The sequence below is a fragment of the Paraburkholderia terricola genome, assembly GCF_003330825.1.
Taxonomy (GTDB): domain Bacteria; phylum Pseudomonadota; class Gammaproteobacteria; order Burkholderiales; family Burkholderiaceae; genus Paraburkholderia; species Paraburkholderia terricola.
Map to the genome: position 1 here is coordinate 2,731,097 of NZ_CP024942.1, position 15,826 is coordinate 2,746,922.

Annotated in this window: 13 protein-coding genes; 1 reads left to right on the forward strand and 12 read right to left on the reverse strand. The window is 69.7% G+C overall.

Annotation, left to right across the window (positions count from 1 at the left end; translation table 11 throughout):
- Positions 1-253: 253 nt before the first annotated feature.
- The 4 genes from CUJ90_RS30865 to CUJ90_RS30880 all read right to left on the reverse strand — a co-directional run bounded on the left by CUJ90_RS30865 (position 254) and on the right by CUJ90_RS30880 (position 7,879).
- Positions 254-1,216, reverse strand: coding sequence for an alpha/beta hydrolase (locus CUJ90_RS30865; RefSeq protein ID WP_073428352.1), 963 nt, complete (start codon positions 1,214-1,216; stop codon positions 254-256).
- 106 nt (positions 1,217-1,322) lie between these two features.
- The gene (locus CUJ90_RS32540) at positions 1,323-1,505 is read right to left on the reverse strand and encodes a hypothetical protein (protein ID WP_143031919.1); all 183 of its coding nucleotides are present in this window, start codon (positions 1,503-1,505) and stop codon (positions 1,323-1,325) included.
- A 1,827-nt stretch (positions 1,506-3,332) separates the two neighbouring features.
- Entirely contained in the window at positions 3,333-6,764 is a 3,432-nt protein-coding gene (locus CUJ90_RS30875; RefSeq protein WP_114164550.1) for an autotransporter, read from the reverse strand.
- 500 nt (positions 6,765-7,264) lie between these two features.
- Entirely contained in the window at positions 7,265-7,879 is a 615-nt protein-coding gene (locus CUJ90_RS30880; RefSeq protein WP_073428349.1) for a GNAT family N-acetyltransferase, read from the reverse strand.
- Between the two features lie 564 nt (positions 7,880-8,443).
- On the opposite strand from CUJ90_RS30880, the gene CUJ90_RS30890 reads away from it, so the two are divergent.
- The gene (locus CUJ90_RS30890; RefSeq protein WP_143031920.1) at positions 8,444-8,923 is read left to right on the forward strand and encodes a hypothetical protein; all 480 of its coding nucleotides are present in this window, start codon (positions 8,444-8,446) and stop codon (positions 8,921-8,923) included.
- A 357-nt stretch (positions 8,924-9,280) separates the two neighbouring features.
- Here the strand turns inward: CUJ90_RS30890 and CUJ90_RS30895 are convergent, their stop codons facing one another.
- The 8 genes from CUJ90_RS30895 to sctP all read right to left on the reverse strand — a co-directional run bounded on the left by CUJ90_RS30895 (position 9,281) and on the right by sctP (position 15,825).
- Positions 9,281-9,748 (reverse strand): CesT family type III secretion system chaperone, encoded by a 468-nt coding sequence (locus CUJ90_RS30895; protein WP_073428346.1) that lies wholly within the window; start codon positions 9,746-9,748, stop codon positions 9,281-9,283.
- Positions 9,749-10,158: 410 nt separating this feature from the next.
- Positions 10,159-10,401: a type III secretion protein gene (locus tag CUJ90_RS30900; RefSeq protein WP_073428482.1), complete on the reverse strand. Its 243-nt coding sequence runs from the start codon at positions 10,399-10,401 to the stop codon at positions 10,159-10,161.
- Between the two features lie 18 nt (positions 10,402-10,419).
- The gene (locus CUJ90_RS30905) at positions 10,420-11,670 is read right to left on the reverse strand and encodes a secretion protein (RefSeq protein WP_114164552.1); all 1,251 of its coding nucleotides are present in this window, start codon (positions 11,668-11,670) and stop codon (positions 10,420-10,422) included.
- 333 nt (positions 11,671-12,003) lie between these two features.
- Positions 12,004-12,903 carry a hypothetical protein gene (locus CUJ90_RS30915; protein ID WP_073428343.1) on the reverse strand — a complete coding sequence of 300 codons (900 nt, stop codon included), beginning with the start codon at positions 12,901-12,903 and terminating at the stop codon, positions 12,004-12,006.
- Positions 12,900-13,163, reverse strand: a complete 264-nt coding sequence (sctS, locus tag CUJ90_RS30920; protein WP_073428342.1) for a type III secretion system export apparatus subunit SctS — start codon at positions 13,161-13,163, stop codon at positions 12,900-12,902. The genes CUJ90_RS30915 and sctS overlap by 4 nt, the downstream gene beginning before the upstream one ends.
- Before the next feature lie 43 nt (positions 13,164-13,206).
- Positions 13,207-13,857, reverse strand: a complete 651-nt coding sequence (gene sctR, locus CUJ90_RS30925; protein ID WP_073428341.1) for a type III secretion system export apparatus subunit SctR — start codon at positions 13,855-13,857, stop codon at positions 13,207-13,209.
- Positions 13,841-15,157, reverse strand: coding sequence for a type III secretion system cytoplasmic ring protein SctQ (sctQ, locus tag CUJ90_RS30930; protein WP_227470540.1), 1,317 nt, complete (start codon positions 15,155-15,157; stop codon positions 13,841-13,843). The genes sctR and sctQ overlap by 17 nt, the downstream gene beginning before the upstream one ends.
- Entirely contained in the window at positions 15,154-15,825 is a 672-nt protein-coding gene (sctP, locus tag CUJ90_RS30935; protein WP_073428340.1) for a type III secretion system protein SctP, read from the reverse strand. Before sctP ends, sctQ begins: the two co-directional genes overlap by 4 nt.
- Between the last annotated feature and the right edge of the window lies 1 nt (position 15,826).

The following is a 15,826-nucleotide window of genomic DNA, read 5'->3' on the forward strand; positions in this document are numbered from 1 at the left end:
CGCTAGAGCGTTAGCCTGTCAACGCATTAGGGCGTCAAGCAGCCGCAGCGCGGTCCGCCGCACACGGGAGCGGGTGTCCGCGACCTTGCGTGACATGCCCTCTGCTCAGGTGGGCACGAAGCAAACCCGGCACGCCGACGGCGGCGTGATGCGCCCGGCGTGCGGACGCGGCGAATGACGCGAAATGCGGGCGGCTTCGCCCGAACCGCGCGCGCCAGGCGCTAGAGCGTTCGCCCGTCAACGCATTAGGACGTCAAGGCAGCCGCAGCGCGGTCCGCAACACACGGGCCGCGTCGCGATGCGCGAGCGCCGCTTCGGGGATCATCCCGCCCATCGAAAAGAAGCCATGGATCATGCCGGGGTAATACACCACCTCCGCCCGGTTGCCATGCAGCTCGAGCTTTTCCGCGTAGCGCGCGTGCTCGTCCTGCAGCGGGTCGTACTGCGCCGACACGATCCACGCCGGCGCGAGACCGCGCCAGTCCGCCGGCGCCTCGCGATCGCCGTCGAGCGGCGCGAAGCGCCAGTCGCGGCGATCATCGGCGCTCGCGAGATAGTGGCTCTGAATCCAGCGGATCACATCGAGCGACAGAAAATAGCCGTCGCCGTAAAGGCGATGCGCCGCGGTGTCCATGCCGCCCGAGACCGCCGGGTAGATCAGCAGTTGCAGCGCGAGCGGTATGCCGGCATCGCGCGCGCTGAATGCGCAAACGGTGGCGAGCGTGGCGCCGGAACTCTCGCCGCCGACGGCGAGCCGCGTGGCGTCGATCGCGAGCGATGCAGCCTGCCGATGCAGCCAGCGCAGTGCGTCGATCGCGTCGTTGACCGCATAGGGAAAGCGGTACTCGGGCGCCAGCCGATAGCCGACCGACACCACCGCGCAACCGGTGTCGGCGGCGAGCATGCGGCACAACGCATCCGAGGCCGCGACGCTGCCGACCACATAGCCGCCCGAATGGAAGAACAGCAGCGCCGGCTGCGGATCGGCCCAGCACGCGGGCGCGGGATAGTAGACGCGCGCGTCGAGCGACGCGTGGTCACGCGTGTCGATCGTCAGGTCCTCGATCGCCGCGAGCGGACGCGGCGCCACGTCGCCGAGCGGCGTGTAGTAGTCGAACCGTTGGCGCGCATCGCGCAGCTCGATGGCGTCGATGTTTTGCGCGCCGGCGCTCATGCGCCGCGCGAGGAACTGCTGCACGCTGGGGGCAAGCGACATGGCGATGTGAATAGCGTTGGCCGGATTTCAGCGTAGCGGGCGGCAAACGCGCGGGATCGCCGCCCGCGAAATCGCATGCGATTTCGCGAACCGGCAAGCATCGGCATCAGATGCGGACGATGCGCGGGTTCATGGCGGCGTCCGGGTGAGGCTCATGCGCGTGGTGGCGGATCGTCGCCGTGATCGTCATCGTCATCGTGATTGGCGCGCGGCGGGCTGGCGGGAGCGGCTTCGATCGCGAGCCTTTCCACAGGTGGAGCGGGCCGTGGCGGCTGGTCGAGACGTTCAAGACGCACCACGTGTGGCGGCGGTGTCTGCGATGGCGGGACCGGCGGGGAACCTCGCATTGGCATCGATTGGGAAGTCCCCCAGGGCTGCGGGGAAGGCGGTTGCGGCATGCCATACGGTGACTGCGTGGGCGGCTGCGGTTGTGGCCGCGGCCACGGAGCGGAGGCACCCGAGGACGCTTGGGCCGGTGGCTGCGGAGGGACATACGGCGGCTGCGGCTGTGGCTGCCGCCACGAAGCGGGCGTGCCCGAGGGCGGTTGGGCTGGTGGTTGCGGAGGGGCATACGGCGGCTGCGGCTGTGGCTGCTGCCACGAAGCGGGCGTGCCCGAGGGCGGTTGGGCTGGCGGTTGCGGAGGGGCATACGGCGGCTGCGGCTGTGGCTGCCGCCACGAAGCGGGCGTGCCCGAGGGCGGTTGGGCTGGCGGTTGCGGAGGGGCATAGGGCGGCTGCGCGGGCGGCTGTGGCTGCCGCCACGAAGCGGATGTGCCCGAGGACGGCTGGGCTGGTGGTTGCTGTGCGCCATACGGCGGCTGCGCCTGCGGCCTCGAAGCGGGCGCACCCGCGGGCGCTTGCGCCGGCGGCTGCGGCTGCGGCTGCGGCGCACCATACGGCGGTTGCGCCTGCTGCGGCTGTTGCCATCCACCGGATTGCCATCCCTGCTGTTGCTGCGCGCCATTAGGGGGCGGTTGCCACTGGCCGTACCCCCCGTATCGCGGACCATAGGCGTTGGCATCACTGCGTTGCGCCATCGACTTGTGCTGTTTCCAGTAACCCCATGCGCCGAGGCCCATGATCCCGATCATCGCCAACGAGCCCATGCCACCGCTCGCTAGTCCGAATGACAGCAATGAAACGCCAACAAATCCGGCGACCGCGGCAAGAGGCCGATAGCTCCGTCGCCCGGATTGCGGTTGAACCATGGCCGAGTATTGCTGCGCGTAAGGGCCCGACTGCCAGGGACCCGACGCGTTACCGCCGTACTGCGCGCCTGGATAGCCGGAGTTCTGACCACCTGCCGCGCCGGCGTTCCACGGACCCGCACCGGGACCACCGGGAGGCGGCGCGCCACCCACACCGTATTGCGGCGCACCGGCACCGCCCGGAGGCGGAGCACCCGTTGCGCCCGCTGCGCCCCCCGGATGCGGCGCACCGCCCATGCCGGGCTGCTGCGCGCCCATACCGCCCGGAGGCGGGACGCCCGCGCCACCGGGCGGATGCGGCGGCCCCCACTGGGCCTGTTGCCCCGCGCCTGTGGCGCGAGCGCGTATCGCGCCCAAAAGACTGTCCAACCGCGCACCCGCCGACGGCCGTGGCTGAGCGCCGCCCGGCTGCGCGCCCGGATTGTGCGGACCATAGGGTCCATGCGGACCATGCGGAGCCTGAGGTCCCTGCGGCCCTTGGGGCATCTGAGGCCCTTGCGACCAATGAGACCCGCGTGCTTGCGAGCCGTCGCCGACTGGAGTGGACATGATTTCTCCCGCGCCGCCAGAGCGGCTCAATCTGGCGATTGTGGCGAGCGGCGCACGGCGTCGTGTCGACGATGCGAACCCCGCGCCGGTCGAGCGAACCGCGCGGCCCGCGAAAGTGCGCCGGCCAATGAGCGGCGCCTACCGGTTCAGTGCTTCGAGCACGCAGAACGGCAAGCCCTCGGTCACGAAGCGCCCCGGCCAACGACCGACTCCCACGGATCCAACGCTTCGAGCACGCAGAACGGCCCCCCCTCGGTCGCGAAGCGCGTCGGTCAAGGACCGCCGCCCGCTGGTCCAACGCTTCAAGCACGCTAAACGGCACCCCTCGGTCACGAAGCGCCCCGACCAACGCCCAATTCCTACCGGTCCAGCGCTTCAAGCACACTAAACGGCACCCCCTCGGTGACGATCTCGCGATCGCCGACCGCGCCCATGCGCGTGGTGAGTTGCAGCACCACGTTCGGCCCGAAGCTGCGGGCATTGGCGTTGCGCTCCTTCACCTTCAGTTCGATGGGCATCCATGACGCCGGGTCGTCGAGAATCCTGGCATTGGCCGCGTCGATGCGCTCCTTCAGTTGCGGATCGTCGCCCGACTGATCGAGCGTCGCGGTGTTGGCGTCGAGCCGCAGCGCGGCGTACCGGCGCAGCCGGTAGCGCCGCACATAGGTCAGGTTCGCCCGCTGGTTCCGGCGCACGGCCGCCAGATGCGTGTCGATGCGTTGCGCGGCCAGCACTTCCGGCGCGGGCTCGGGCCGCGCGTGACGGCCGCGCGATGGCGGTCCTTCCTTGCGGCGTCGCGCGATGATCGGCGCCGCGAACAGGGCGACCAGTTCGGCGCGCGCCTCGTCGACGGCGCGGGTGTACGTGCGGGCGTCGAGATATTCGACGTCGAGGATGCAGCCGCGATGACTGAGCCTGCCGTCCTCGCGCACCAGCAGCCGTTTGGCCGAGCGGTTGCGTTCGCGCAGCGTCATCGTCGCGGCCGGCGCGTCGATCGAGAACAGCCCGACCGAGCGCCGGCCGTCCGCGCCCACTGGATGCGAAAAGCCCGGCGCGATGGCCCCGCGCACCTGCCATTGGCTGCCGAGCCCGACCCGATGTTCGTCGATCCGCACACGGCCGCTGCGCTCCACGATATCGGCCTTCTGCCGCGAGCGTTCCCAGCCGCCGCCCGCCGACGGACCGGCGCGCGCCGATAGATGCCGCACGCTTTTGCCCGTGTGCGGATCGCGCGCGGCTTCGCCGCCGAGGCTCGCCACCTTGACCGTTGCGTTCACGTCGAGCGTGGCGCCGCGGCGCCGGTTGCTCGCGTGGCCGTCGGTCCAGCTGAGCGACACGTCGGGGTCGTCCCAGTAGCGCTGTGCGAGGCGGTTCCACACGCCGGCCGGCCCGTCGTCGTGCGCGCCGGCCGCTTCGTCGAACAGATGCCCGACCAGCGCCGCGAGTTTCGCGCGCATCGCATCGTCGTCGTAACCGGTCCCGTCCGGCCGCAGCCGGCGCGCCACCCTGAGCGACACGCCGCGCGGCTCCGACAACTCGCGCGCATGCAGGATCACGTTCGTGACGAGGCCCGCGCGCACGGTGGTCAGCGCCGTCTCGATGTCATAGCCGACCAGCAGGCCGGCGCCGACGTGATGCATGCTCGACTTCGACGTGCCGACGAACAGCGACACGCCGTGCGTCGAACGGCTCACCTCGACGACGGCCTCGCGGGTACGCGACGCGCGCAGGTCCACGCGCGGCGACACCGGCACCGCGTGCCCTTTCAGCAGCGTCTCCACCGTCACGTTCAGGCCGCGCGTGCTGAGCCCCTGGCGACCGCCGTCCGTGAGCCGCAGACGCTGCCCCGACTGCAGATTGCTCACCACGTCGAGCAGCGTCTGGCGAACGTCGTCGACGTTGTCCGCCGGTCTCGACGCGCCGTCGTGCCGGACGAGCGCGCGCAGTTCGTCGACCGTGTTCCAGAACGGCGCGTCGTGCGGCACATGGGCGACCTTGCCCCACACCGCGAGCCGCTCGACGGTGAACGGCCGTTTGGCGATCGACCGGAATGGTTTGGTCCTGGCGAGTTCCTGCGGCGTCATCTCGAGCCAGTGCGCGGTGGTCGCGCGCACGCGGGCACGGATGCGGCGCGGCACCTTGACGCCGGCGGCAGGCGAGGGCGGCGACGCCGTGGGATCGTGCAACCGCGTCGCTTCATCCGCCATCTGGTGAGCCCGCTCGGCGATCGCGCGCAGCGTCGCGTCGCTGAGACGGCCGGGCGGAAAGCCGCCGCGCTCCAGCCACACATGCAGCGCCGCGAGTTCCGCCAGCGATGCCTCGGGCCGTGCGTGAGCGAGCGCAGCGCGCGGGTCCATCGCCGGATTGCGCTTGAGTTGCGCCAACGCCGCCTGCAAGGTGTCGCGCAGCTTCGCGCGCTCCTGCGCGATCGTCTTGCGCGGCACGCCCTGCGTGCCGAAGCGCAGCGCGGACAGCGGCGAACCGTGCTTGCCGCGAAACATGCGCGGCAGCAGCGTCTTCCAGCGCTTTTCGCCGACTCGCGCAATGGTCTTGCCCGCGAACCGCCCGAGACGCTGCCTGGCCTGCGACAGATCGGTGTGCCGGCCGTCTTCGGTGAACGCTTGCCGCCACGCGAAGAGGGCGCCTTTCTGGTCGGGCGTCAACGCGTCGCGGCCGTGTTCGAGCAGGGTCGCGGCGGCGTCGAACGCGCGCTTGGCGAGCGCCGTGACGCCGGGCTCGTCCGCGGTGAGCGGCGGGTTCGCGACCAGCCCCGCGCGCGCGGCGACGGCGCCTGGCGCGCCATCGGGCCTGGCGTGGGGATCGGCGTGGCGGGCCGGATCGAGCGCGTCGCAGCTCGTCAGCAGCGCTTCGACGCCGAAGCGGTGCAGCTCGTCGTGGTGAGTCGGTGGAGTCTGGGGAGTCGCTGCGCGCAAGGCGTCGAGCACCTCGCGCCCGACACCGGAGCGCGCGAGCAGGCGCGCGGCGCGCCAGGCTTCGCACTCTGCCGGGTCATCTAAACGACGACGGCGCGGCGCCGTGAAGTCGAGCATGCCGATGCGTTGCAAAGCGATAGGCGCGGCGCGGAGATCCGTCACGCCGGCCAGCTTGAGCGCCTGCGCAAGCAACGCGCCGCGGGATGCCGCGAGCGCGTCCGGGTAGCCGCCGTCGGTCGCTTCGGGCGGGCGCGCATGCCGTCCGGATAGGACCGCCGCGGCGGCATGCTCGGCGGGCGACGTTTTCGAGCGGCACAAATCGTGCAGCCGGGCGGCGAGTGCGTGGGCTTCGCCGGCGTGGTCCGGCGCGCCGTCCGTGAATTGCTGTTGCACGTAGGCGGCGAGGTCGTCACGCGAGACGATCGCGTCGAGCGGCGTCGCGCGCCATGACGCGGCGGCTTCCCGCGCGGGCGGGTCGGCTGCCTGCCCGCATGTTTCGCTCGATGCGGACGGCGACACCGTTGCGGGCGCCGTCACGTGCGCGGCGGCCGCGAACGGGCTCGTTTCGCGTCGCGCATGTCGGCTCTTGCCGGCGGGCGGGAAACGGCTGTCGCCGTCCGCATGATGTTCCGGTCCGGATGAGCGTCCGTGGGTGCTGTGCTGAAACAGCGCGGTGCTGAACTCGACGCGGCGGGCGCCGGTCATCCGCGCCGGACGCGGCAACGCGGCGCGCAGCCAGCCGGACCATCCGCGCGGCGTCGGCTTGACCGTTTCGGCCGTGACCGGGGCGGGTGCGTCGGCTGCGGCCTCGCTCAGGTGCGGGACAGGCGAAACATCGATACGGCGATGACGGGACATGACGACGCGGTAGGAGGGAGCCGCGTTGCACTATCGTCTTCGAATGTGTCATGCCGTTTTGCGGGGTGCGGGGCGATCCGAATGTATGCGCTGAAATGCGAAGCGCTGGGGCGAGCGCTCCGTTGCGGTGAACTGCGATGAGGGGGCTGCCGGCCGATAACTGTCTCCTGGGCGAGGCGATCCGAATGCATGCGCTGAAAGACGAAGCGCCGTGGCGAGCATTCCGTCGCGGCGCGCTGCGATGAGGGGGCAGCGGGCCGGCGATTTTCGCCGGGGCGAGGCAGCCCGAATGCATGCGCTGAAATGCGAAGCGCTGGGGTGAGCAGTTCGTCGCGGCGTGCTGGGATGAGGGGGCAGCGGGCCGGCGATTTTCGCCGGGTGTGAGGCAACCCGAATGCATGCGCTGAAATGCGAAGCGCTGGGGCGAGCGCTCGGTTGTGGTGAGCGGGGTGAGGGGTCAGCAGGCCGGCAATTGTCACCTCCAGCCGCGCGTTGCCGCCTCAGATCGTTTCGAGACTCGTGTGCTCTTCGAGCCAGCGGATCGCTGGCGTGTCGGACGGCGGATGCAGCGGACGGGTCATCGCATAGAGGTAGCTGTCGGCGGCGATGAGCCCCAGATTCGGGCGGCATTCGTGGTTCCTCAGCTTCGCTTCGAGCGTGAAGCCGAGCCGCTCCATGCTGCTGTGCGCATCGCCGTCGACGGCGCAGTACGCGAAGATGCGCAGGAACGGCGGCTGCGCGATCAGCCACTTGAGCAGCTTGCGCAGCGCATACAGGCCGGCGCGCCGCCGCCGCGCGCCGCCGCGCCGGCTGATGACGACGCCGAGTTCGACGCGCGGCGGATGCGGCCGCAGTTCGATGAGGCCGGTGAGACGGCCGCTGGCGCGGTCTTCGAGCACCCAGCGGATGAGCGTGCCGGTACGCCAGCCTTCCTGCGCTTCGTCGATGAACGCGAGGGTCTCGTCGAGTTGCGTGTGGCGCGCGAAACTCAGGTCGCGTGTCGTGGCGACGTCGCTCAGCATGTCGTCGAACAGGGCTTGCGCGTCGCGTGGCTCGGGCGGCCGCATCAGCAACTCGTCCGACTCGATCAGGCCGGGAAAGCGGAATGTCGACATGGGTCGCCTCCATGCATCGGATCGAGCCATTGTCAGCGCCGGCGGGCGTGCTGAGCGGATTGCCGCGAAGCGGCATGTGCTAATGCGAACGTGCGGGTTGGCGTTGCACGAGCGCGGTCGAACGCGGCGAGTGAATCAAGTGAGGTCGAGTGAGTCGAGTGAGGCGAGTGAGGCGAGTGAGTCGAGTGAGTCGAGTGAGTCGAGTGAGGCGAGTGTGGCGAATGAGGCGAATGAGGTCGAGTGTGGCGAATGAGGTCGAGTGTGGCGAATGAGGTCGAGTGAGCCGAGTGAGCCGAGTGAGTCGAGTGTGGCGAATGAGGTCGAGTGTGGCGAATGAGGTCGAGTGAGCCGAGTGAGTCGAGTGCGGTCGGTGGCGCCGAGCGGGGCGCGCGACACGCGTCCCACCGATTCGCGTATCCCTCAAACCGTCCCGGCGTGCTTCGCATCACCTGTCGCGACTTCGTGCCGCGCTCGCCGCGTGCCGACGCACAACGCTAACGTGGTGACATCCGCGGCATGGGTTCGTTGCCGCGCCGAAATGATGGAGAGATGGAGAGTCCAATCGTGAGCACCCAAGCCATCACCGCGCTGCCCGTAGGGAGCGTCGGCCGCGTCGACAGCACGAACGACAATGCGCGCACGGGCGCGGACAGTGCCGTCGTTCCCGTCACGCCGACCGCCGTCGCGCTGCGCGGCGAACTCGCCGCGTTGCGCGGCCTCGGCGCCGCACGCAAACCCGGCGCGTTCAGCACGGCAACGGACGGCGACAGACTGCCGGTGCCGATGTCGAAGAAATCGCTGATCAACCAGGCGGCCGTGAAAGCCGGCGATAACCTGCCGAATGACGCTCTGCGCGATGTCCTGGTCACGCAGCGCCGCGTGCCGTTGCCGGTGCCGTCTTCGGATGTGCAGCCGCAACTCGCGGGGCCGATGCTCGACCCCGGTCTCAACCCGGCCAACGCACTCGACCAGCACCAGCACCTCATGGCGCTGGCTAGCGTGATGCAACGTGCCGGCGAAACGATTCACGGTGCGACGCACTAACGATCCCTAACGCCGTCGACGCGCCCGGGCCCACCCGGCCCGGCAACCGCAGAGAAATACAAGCACACCCATGTATGGCCGCGGCATCTGATGACCGCGGCCATTCGCGTGGCCGCCTGCCTGGCCGGCGCCCGCCGAGAAACACAAGCACACCCACGCATGCCCGCGTCATCTGATGATCGCGGCACATCCGCATTGCCGCCTACCCGGCCCGTCGACCGCCGAGAAACACAAGCTCATCCACGCATGCCCGCGGCATCCGACAATGCGCGGCCATCCGCATTGCCGCGACGCCTCATCCACATCACCGTCATTCCCGCGCCCGCACCCGCAACCGCAACCGCACGCATCATCCCTTCAAGCCCGCAGCCAGACAAACTCGCCGGCGACGATGCCTTCGAACATCTCATCCGTCGACTCGATGATGCTTTGCCGCCAGTACCGCCCATGCTCCGCGTAGTGGGCGAGCAGATCGGCCAGCGTATTGCCGTCGACGTCATAGGTCATCGGCACGCGCAGCACCAGCACGATCCCGCCCGTATCCGTATCGAGTCCGAGTTGCGCCTGGTCCTGCGCGTAGATCAGCAGATTCGCCTCCAGCATCAGCCGGAACACGACCAGCGTGCGGCCCGCCGTCACGGTGCCGTAGTGGAAGTTGGCGTACATGGCCTCCAGATCGTTCTCGAAGTATTCAAGCCGCACGTCGAAGCCTTCCACTTCGATCGAGCGCGTGCGCAGCACATGCTCGGCGTCCGCGAGACCCACGGTCGCGCACAGGTCGCGGATCAGTTGCGCATAGCGTTCGGACGTGTCGTTGGTATCCAAGGGCGGGTGCGGGCAAAGGGAGGGGCGGCCGGCATGACCGGCGCGCGCGATGAAAACGGCCGGCGCGCGCGGTGCTCCGCGGGCCGGCCGGTAAGGCGGGATGAGCACACCCCGACGATGCCGAGGGTGTCGAACGCTGTCGAGCCGAAAGAACGCCCGTCAGTGTCCCGTACCGCTCTGGACCGCCTGGCCCATCCCTTTCACGACGTTCGCCAATGCGCCAGCCAGCGACAGTTGCAACGTCGCCTGGGCCGCGCCCAAGGCTCCGGCGCTCCCTTGTGCCGCCATCCCCTGCATGGCTCCGATTGTGCCTGCGACAGCCATAAGACCTCCTCACTCTCAGGTTGAAAATGCTGCTCTGCCTCGCGGCGCGGATGCCGCCTGACAGGGCTAGCCAGGTGCCGCGCGCGTCACGCCGCGCCGCGTTTGTCCGCGAGCTGCGCGACGATCCTGCTCGCTGCGAGCAGGCCACGGTACAGCTTCGCGAGATTGTTGCGATCCAGTTCGGTCGCGCCGTTCGTTTCGCCGACGTTCTTCGCCGTGGCCTCCAGCGCCTCGCGGATCGCGGCGAGCCGCGGACCGCCGTCGGGGTCCGCGAGCGTCTTCTGCAGATCGTTGAAATCGGTGGCGCACGCTTCGAGCGGCGCATACATGTTGGTCATCTCGGAACCTCACTTCGGTAATGGCAGATACGCCGTGGTCCTGGCCTGCGCCGGCGCGGGCGGCTCGGCGGCGATGTCTTCGACGGGTTGCATCACGCCGCGCGCCGCGCCCGTGGTGATGACGACGGGCGTGCCCGATGCCGCCGCGGCAGCGGCGGGCGTGTCGGTGGCGGCAGCGGCGGGTGTATCAGCGGCGGACATCTCGGTGGCCGGGGCCGACGCCGCCGCTTCAGGACCGGAGGCCGCGGCGGCCGCTTCCGGCGTCGTGTAGATATGCTTCACGCCATCGGGCGTTTCGGCGTAGCGCACATCGTCGGACGACATCACGAGCGAGAAGGCCGTCGGCAACGGCATGCCGTCCTCGGATTGCACGACGCGCACGCGCAGATCCTTGACGTTCTCGCCGAGATCGCGGCGCATGCGCGACAGCGCGCTCTCGACATCGCGCGGATTGGCGACCTTGCCTGAAATCTCGAACGCGCCGCGGCCCACATAGGCGACCTTCACGCCCGGCATGGCGAGCGAATCCTCCATGTTGCGCACGTCGTTCTGCGCGATGTCGTAGCGCCGCACGATGCCGGTCGACGAAATCCGCATCAACAGCTTGCGCACTTGCGTGTCTTCCTCGGGCGTGGCGACCATTCCGGTGACGCTCACCGTCGAGCCGCGCGCCTGCGCGTTCAGTTCCTTCATATGCGCCGCGCGCAGCGCCACGTTCACACGCTGCGCGAGATCGCCGGCATCGTGCGGCAGGGCCGCGCGGCTCACCACGGTGGTCAGCAGCACGCAGCCGATCACGATCACCCCGCCCAGCATCGCGCAGGCGGAGACGATGCCGGTCATCTTGCGGCGCCGCGAGCGCTCGGCGGCGCGCCGCGTTTCGTCCGGCTTGACGAGCAGCGTCGACAGCAAATCGAGGTCGCTCGGCCAGGCCGCGTCGGTCGAGCCCACGCACAACACCGTGTCGCCGAACTGCATCGGCACGAACTCGATCAGGATGACCGTGCCCGGTTCCTCGTCGAGATCGGCCGGTTCGCCTTGCCGCGCGTTCGCCGCGTCGTCCGCCTCCACCGTGACCGGGGTCAGGCGGCGCGCGGTGACGATGCCGCCTTCGTCGACGCCCAGCAGCACGTCGTCGCCGCGCCAGTCGGAGATGCGGATGTCGGCATCGTCGTCCGCGCCGATCCGGTGCGTGCCGATACCGAGGCGCAATTCCGCGCCGGCATGCGTGCCAGTCAGGATTCGCAGCAGCTTCGTCATGGAGCGCCTGTAGATCGAGAAGGGGCGGCGCGCATGGGGCGCCGATCGACACCTACTCTAGCGGTCCGACATGACGGGCAAGCACGCAATGCGAAGCGGGTACCAGGAATGCGAAACTGCGCGGCGTCACGGTTGGCCTCATGTCGGCGTCGGCGTCGACGTCGGCGTCAGCGCGATGGGTCGGGCGCACCGGCCGCGACGCGTGCGGCACGATGACCTCGCGCGCAATGTGAAGCGCGATGGATCGACCGGCCGGCAGCGACGCGTGCGGCACGATGGCCTCGCGCGCAATGTGAAGCGCGTAACGGGAATGCGAAACTGCGCGGCGTATCGTCAGCGCGATTTGTCCGCCGCACCCGCCGCGACGGCCGCGCCGCGCTGAAGCGTGCGAAGGTTGAGCGCGCGCTCGCGCATCGCGGGCGTCGCCGGCCGGCTGTACATCAGCAGCAGCGGCAGCATCAGCAGGTTCAGACGCCCGACGCGTCCGGGTTCTCCTGGCGTCGCTCCCGCAGCGGACATCGTCTTCGGCGGCTGCGCCCGCGCCGAGCTGGCGTCGATCAGACGCTGACGCCACGCGCCCAGGTCGCCGTCGCTGCCGCTAGCCGCGTCGGCCCCGCCCAACTGCCGCCGCACGGTAAGCAGATCGATGAAGCGCTCATGCACACGCGCATCGATCCGCGCTTCGGGATTGGCCGCAAGCTCGTCGCGCAACGCGAGCAACGCGTCGCACCACAGCTTCGGCAATGTTTGCGACAGATCGGCATCGGGCGGCTGCGACGCGGCAAACGTCTGCAACGCGCCGCGCCGGGGCAGCGGCACTTCGGTCTTGCCGCTGCTGCGTATGCCGACCTCGCCGCGCGACGATGCCGTGCCGCCGTGTCCGCTACCGTTGCCGTTACCGCTGCTGTCGCCACCATCGTGCCCATGCTGTGACTGTCCGCCGCTTCCTCCGCCGCCATCGCGCGTGATCCGGCCACTGCCTCCCGCACCCGCGCCGCGCGCCGGTTCGCCCGCGGCCACGAGGGGCCGCGGCACCGCCATGCGGAGCTTCCGCGCGAGCAACGCGCGGCGCGCGCTCGCGCTGCGCGTGCGTGCATAGGCGAAGCGGGTCGTGCCGCGATACAGCGCGGCGAACTGCGCGCCGGCGCGTGCGCCGGCATCGTTGCGGGCCTGTTCGCGCGCGAGTTCGGGCTGGTCCGCCGGCGCGGGGGACGGCGTGGAGATCCGCGTCATTGCGGCACCGCCGTGTGCATGATTTCGTTGGCGAAGTGCAGGATGGCGGCCGCCGAGAACGGCGCGGCGATCACGATCGCGATCGTCACGGCGATCAGCTTCACGCCATGCGACAGCGTCTGATCCTGCATCGACGTGATCGCCTGCAGAAACGACACGGCCAGACCCACCAGCGCCGCGACGATCACGATCGGCAGCGACACGTACATGCACAGCAGCATGCCCTGGGTCGTGAAGCGAACAAGCGTGTCGATATCCATGCGAGCAGTTTCCGCGAGTCAGTGCGATAAGTGCGATGCCGCGCTAGCGGTAGGTCATCACGAGGCCGTGAATCAACGTCGACCAGCCGTCCATCACGACGAACAGCAGCAGCTTGAACGGGATCGCCACGTTGGTCGGCGTCACCTGGTTGAGGCCCATCGCGAGCAACACGTTGGCGATGATCAGGTCGATCACGATGAACGCGATGTAAAGCAGAAAGCCGATCTTGAAGGCGTCGGTCAGTTCGGTGAGCGTGAAGGCGGGCGCGAGCACGATCAGGTCGTTTTCATGCAGGCTGGCCGCGTTCTCCTTCGGCCACACCACGTTCGCCGAGCGCATGAAAAAGCGCTTCTCGCGCTCGTTCGTGTGCTTCTGCAGGAACACGCGGAACGGCTCGCGCGCGGCGCTGAACACCTGGATCAGCGCCTGGGTCGGCTGCCCGGCCACCGGCTGGCCCTGCATCGACTGCATCGCCTGCATGCCGACGGGCGCCATCACGTACAGCGACACCAGAATCGCGATGCCGTTCAACACCATGTTCGGCGGCACCTGCTGCACGCCGAGCGCATTGCGCAGCAGGCCGAGCACCACGACGATCTTGGCGTAGGAGGTCACCACCATCGCGACGAAGGGCACGAGGCTGATCGCGATGATGACGATCAGCAGGCCCGTGAAGTCACTGAACTGGACCATCGCCGTGCGCCATGCGCAGAATCCGGATGCCGAGGTGATCGCCGACCGTGACGAGTTCGCCGTAGCCGATCGTCTGGCCGTGCGTGACGAGCTTGAGCTGCGCGTCGGCCACCGGCGTCGGCAGTTCGAGCACATAGCCGGGGCGCAACGCGTAGAGCTGCGAGAGCGGCAGCGCCACGGTATCCACTTCGAACTGGACGGGTAGATCGAGTTCGCCGATTTCGATCGCGTTGGCGTGTTGATCGGGCGCAAGCAGATCGTCCGGACGAACGGGATCCAGCTCATCGGTCATGGTGGGCTCCTTCGTGATGGATAGCGTGAGACCGTCGATGCTGACCGGTGCATGGACCCGCATCAGGCCGGGGGTGCCCCAGGCCACGATGCCGGTGGCGGCTTCCCTCGCGCCCTCGCCGGCGCGGGCGAGCACCGTGCGCAGCGTGCCGGCGAGCGAGCGCAGCAGCACGTCGCCGGGGGCGAGCGCGCGCAGCGTGTCGACCGGCAGCCGCCGCCGGCCGAGTATCAGCCTTCCCGGTATGAGGCTGCCGGCAAGACCCGCGGAACGTTCGGACGAGCTCGCCAACGCGCGTGTCGCGGCGGCGAGCGCCGCGCCGCGCGTCGCATGCAAGGCTTCGAGCGTGTCGAGCAACGCGCGGCCAAGCAGAACGCGGGCCGCGTAAGGCCGGCCGTCGAAAGTGAGCGTCAGATCGATCGCGGCGACCTCGGCGGAGGCGGCCTCGCGCGGCTCGCCTCGCACCAGTTGCGCGACATGCACGCCTGTCAGCCCGAGCGACGCGAGCCGCTGCAGCAACGGATCGAGCAGCACGCCGGCCACCGCGGCGCGCAGCGCGCGGGCGGTGTCGCCGGGCACGGCCGGACCCTGGCCGGCCGGAGACGCGGCGATCTCGAGCGCCGGATGCGCGGCAAGGTCGAACACGACCCGGATCTCGCCGGACGGATGCGCGAGTTCGAGCGTGCCGGGCTGCTCGAAGCGCGCGTGAGCCTGAGAGGGCGAGACATCGACCGTCGCCTGCCATTCGTTGACGCCCGCCGCATGCCCGAGAAGCTGCGCGGTCCGCGCGTTGCACACGAGCCGCGCGGCGCGCGCCGCGAGCGGCGGCACCGCGCGGATCGGCAACGCGGTGATCGGCGCGGCGGCGGTGTTTGCGCGATGAGCGCCATGAGCGGCATCCGCGGGTTGCGCTCCGGCAACGTCGGCGCCCGGCATTTCGACGATCGAATAATCCATGCAGCGGTCGGCGGAAGTGACGGCCAGCGTCGGCCTGGAAAACGGTGCGCTCACCACACCGTCAGTTCGATATCGCGGGGCGTGCCCCACGCGCGTAGAAGCGAGTCCAGCTCGCGTTCGAGCATGGCACTGTGGTCGAAGAGTAGCTGCCGGGTCTCGATGCCGCCCGTGTCGAACCGAAGCGACAACAGGAAACGCGAAAGAGACAGATACAGCGTCGTGTCCGGCAGGATGCGGCTATCGAGCGGCATGCGTACCTCCCAGTTGCCGGCGTCCGCGACGGCGGGGTCGCCGCAGAAGCCCGCGACTTCGCGCGCCAGCGAACGCGCGAGTTCGAGAAAATGGCCCTGGGTGCGAAACAGCGCGTCGATGGCCGGTAGCGTGGCGCCCGGCAGCCGGCGCAGCAACGCTTCGTGGGCGAGTGCGCCGGCGTCGGGCGCGCTGGTGTCGTCAGCGCTCGCCTGCGCTTCGGCCTGGGCCTCGTCGTCCTGTCCATCCGCGAGCCAGCCGGCCTGGGCGCGGCGGCTGTCCGCCTCGCTGCCCGAGGCATCGGCGGGCGCGGACCCGGCGCTTTCACCGGCCTCGGCGGGCGGCCGTTGCGCGCGCCCGCGCCGCACCAGCGCCGCGTAATCGAAGCGGCGCGCGCGCGCCGCATCCGCGGCCGGATGCGTATCGGCGGCGGACGGAATGATGCGCAGCGGACGCGGTTCGATGATCGCCATG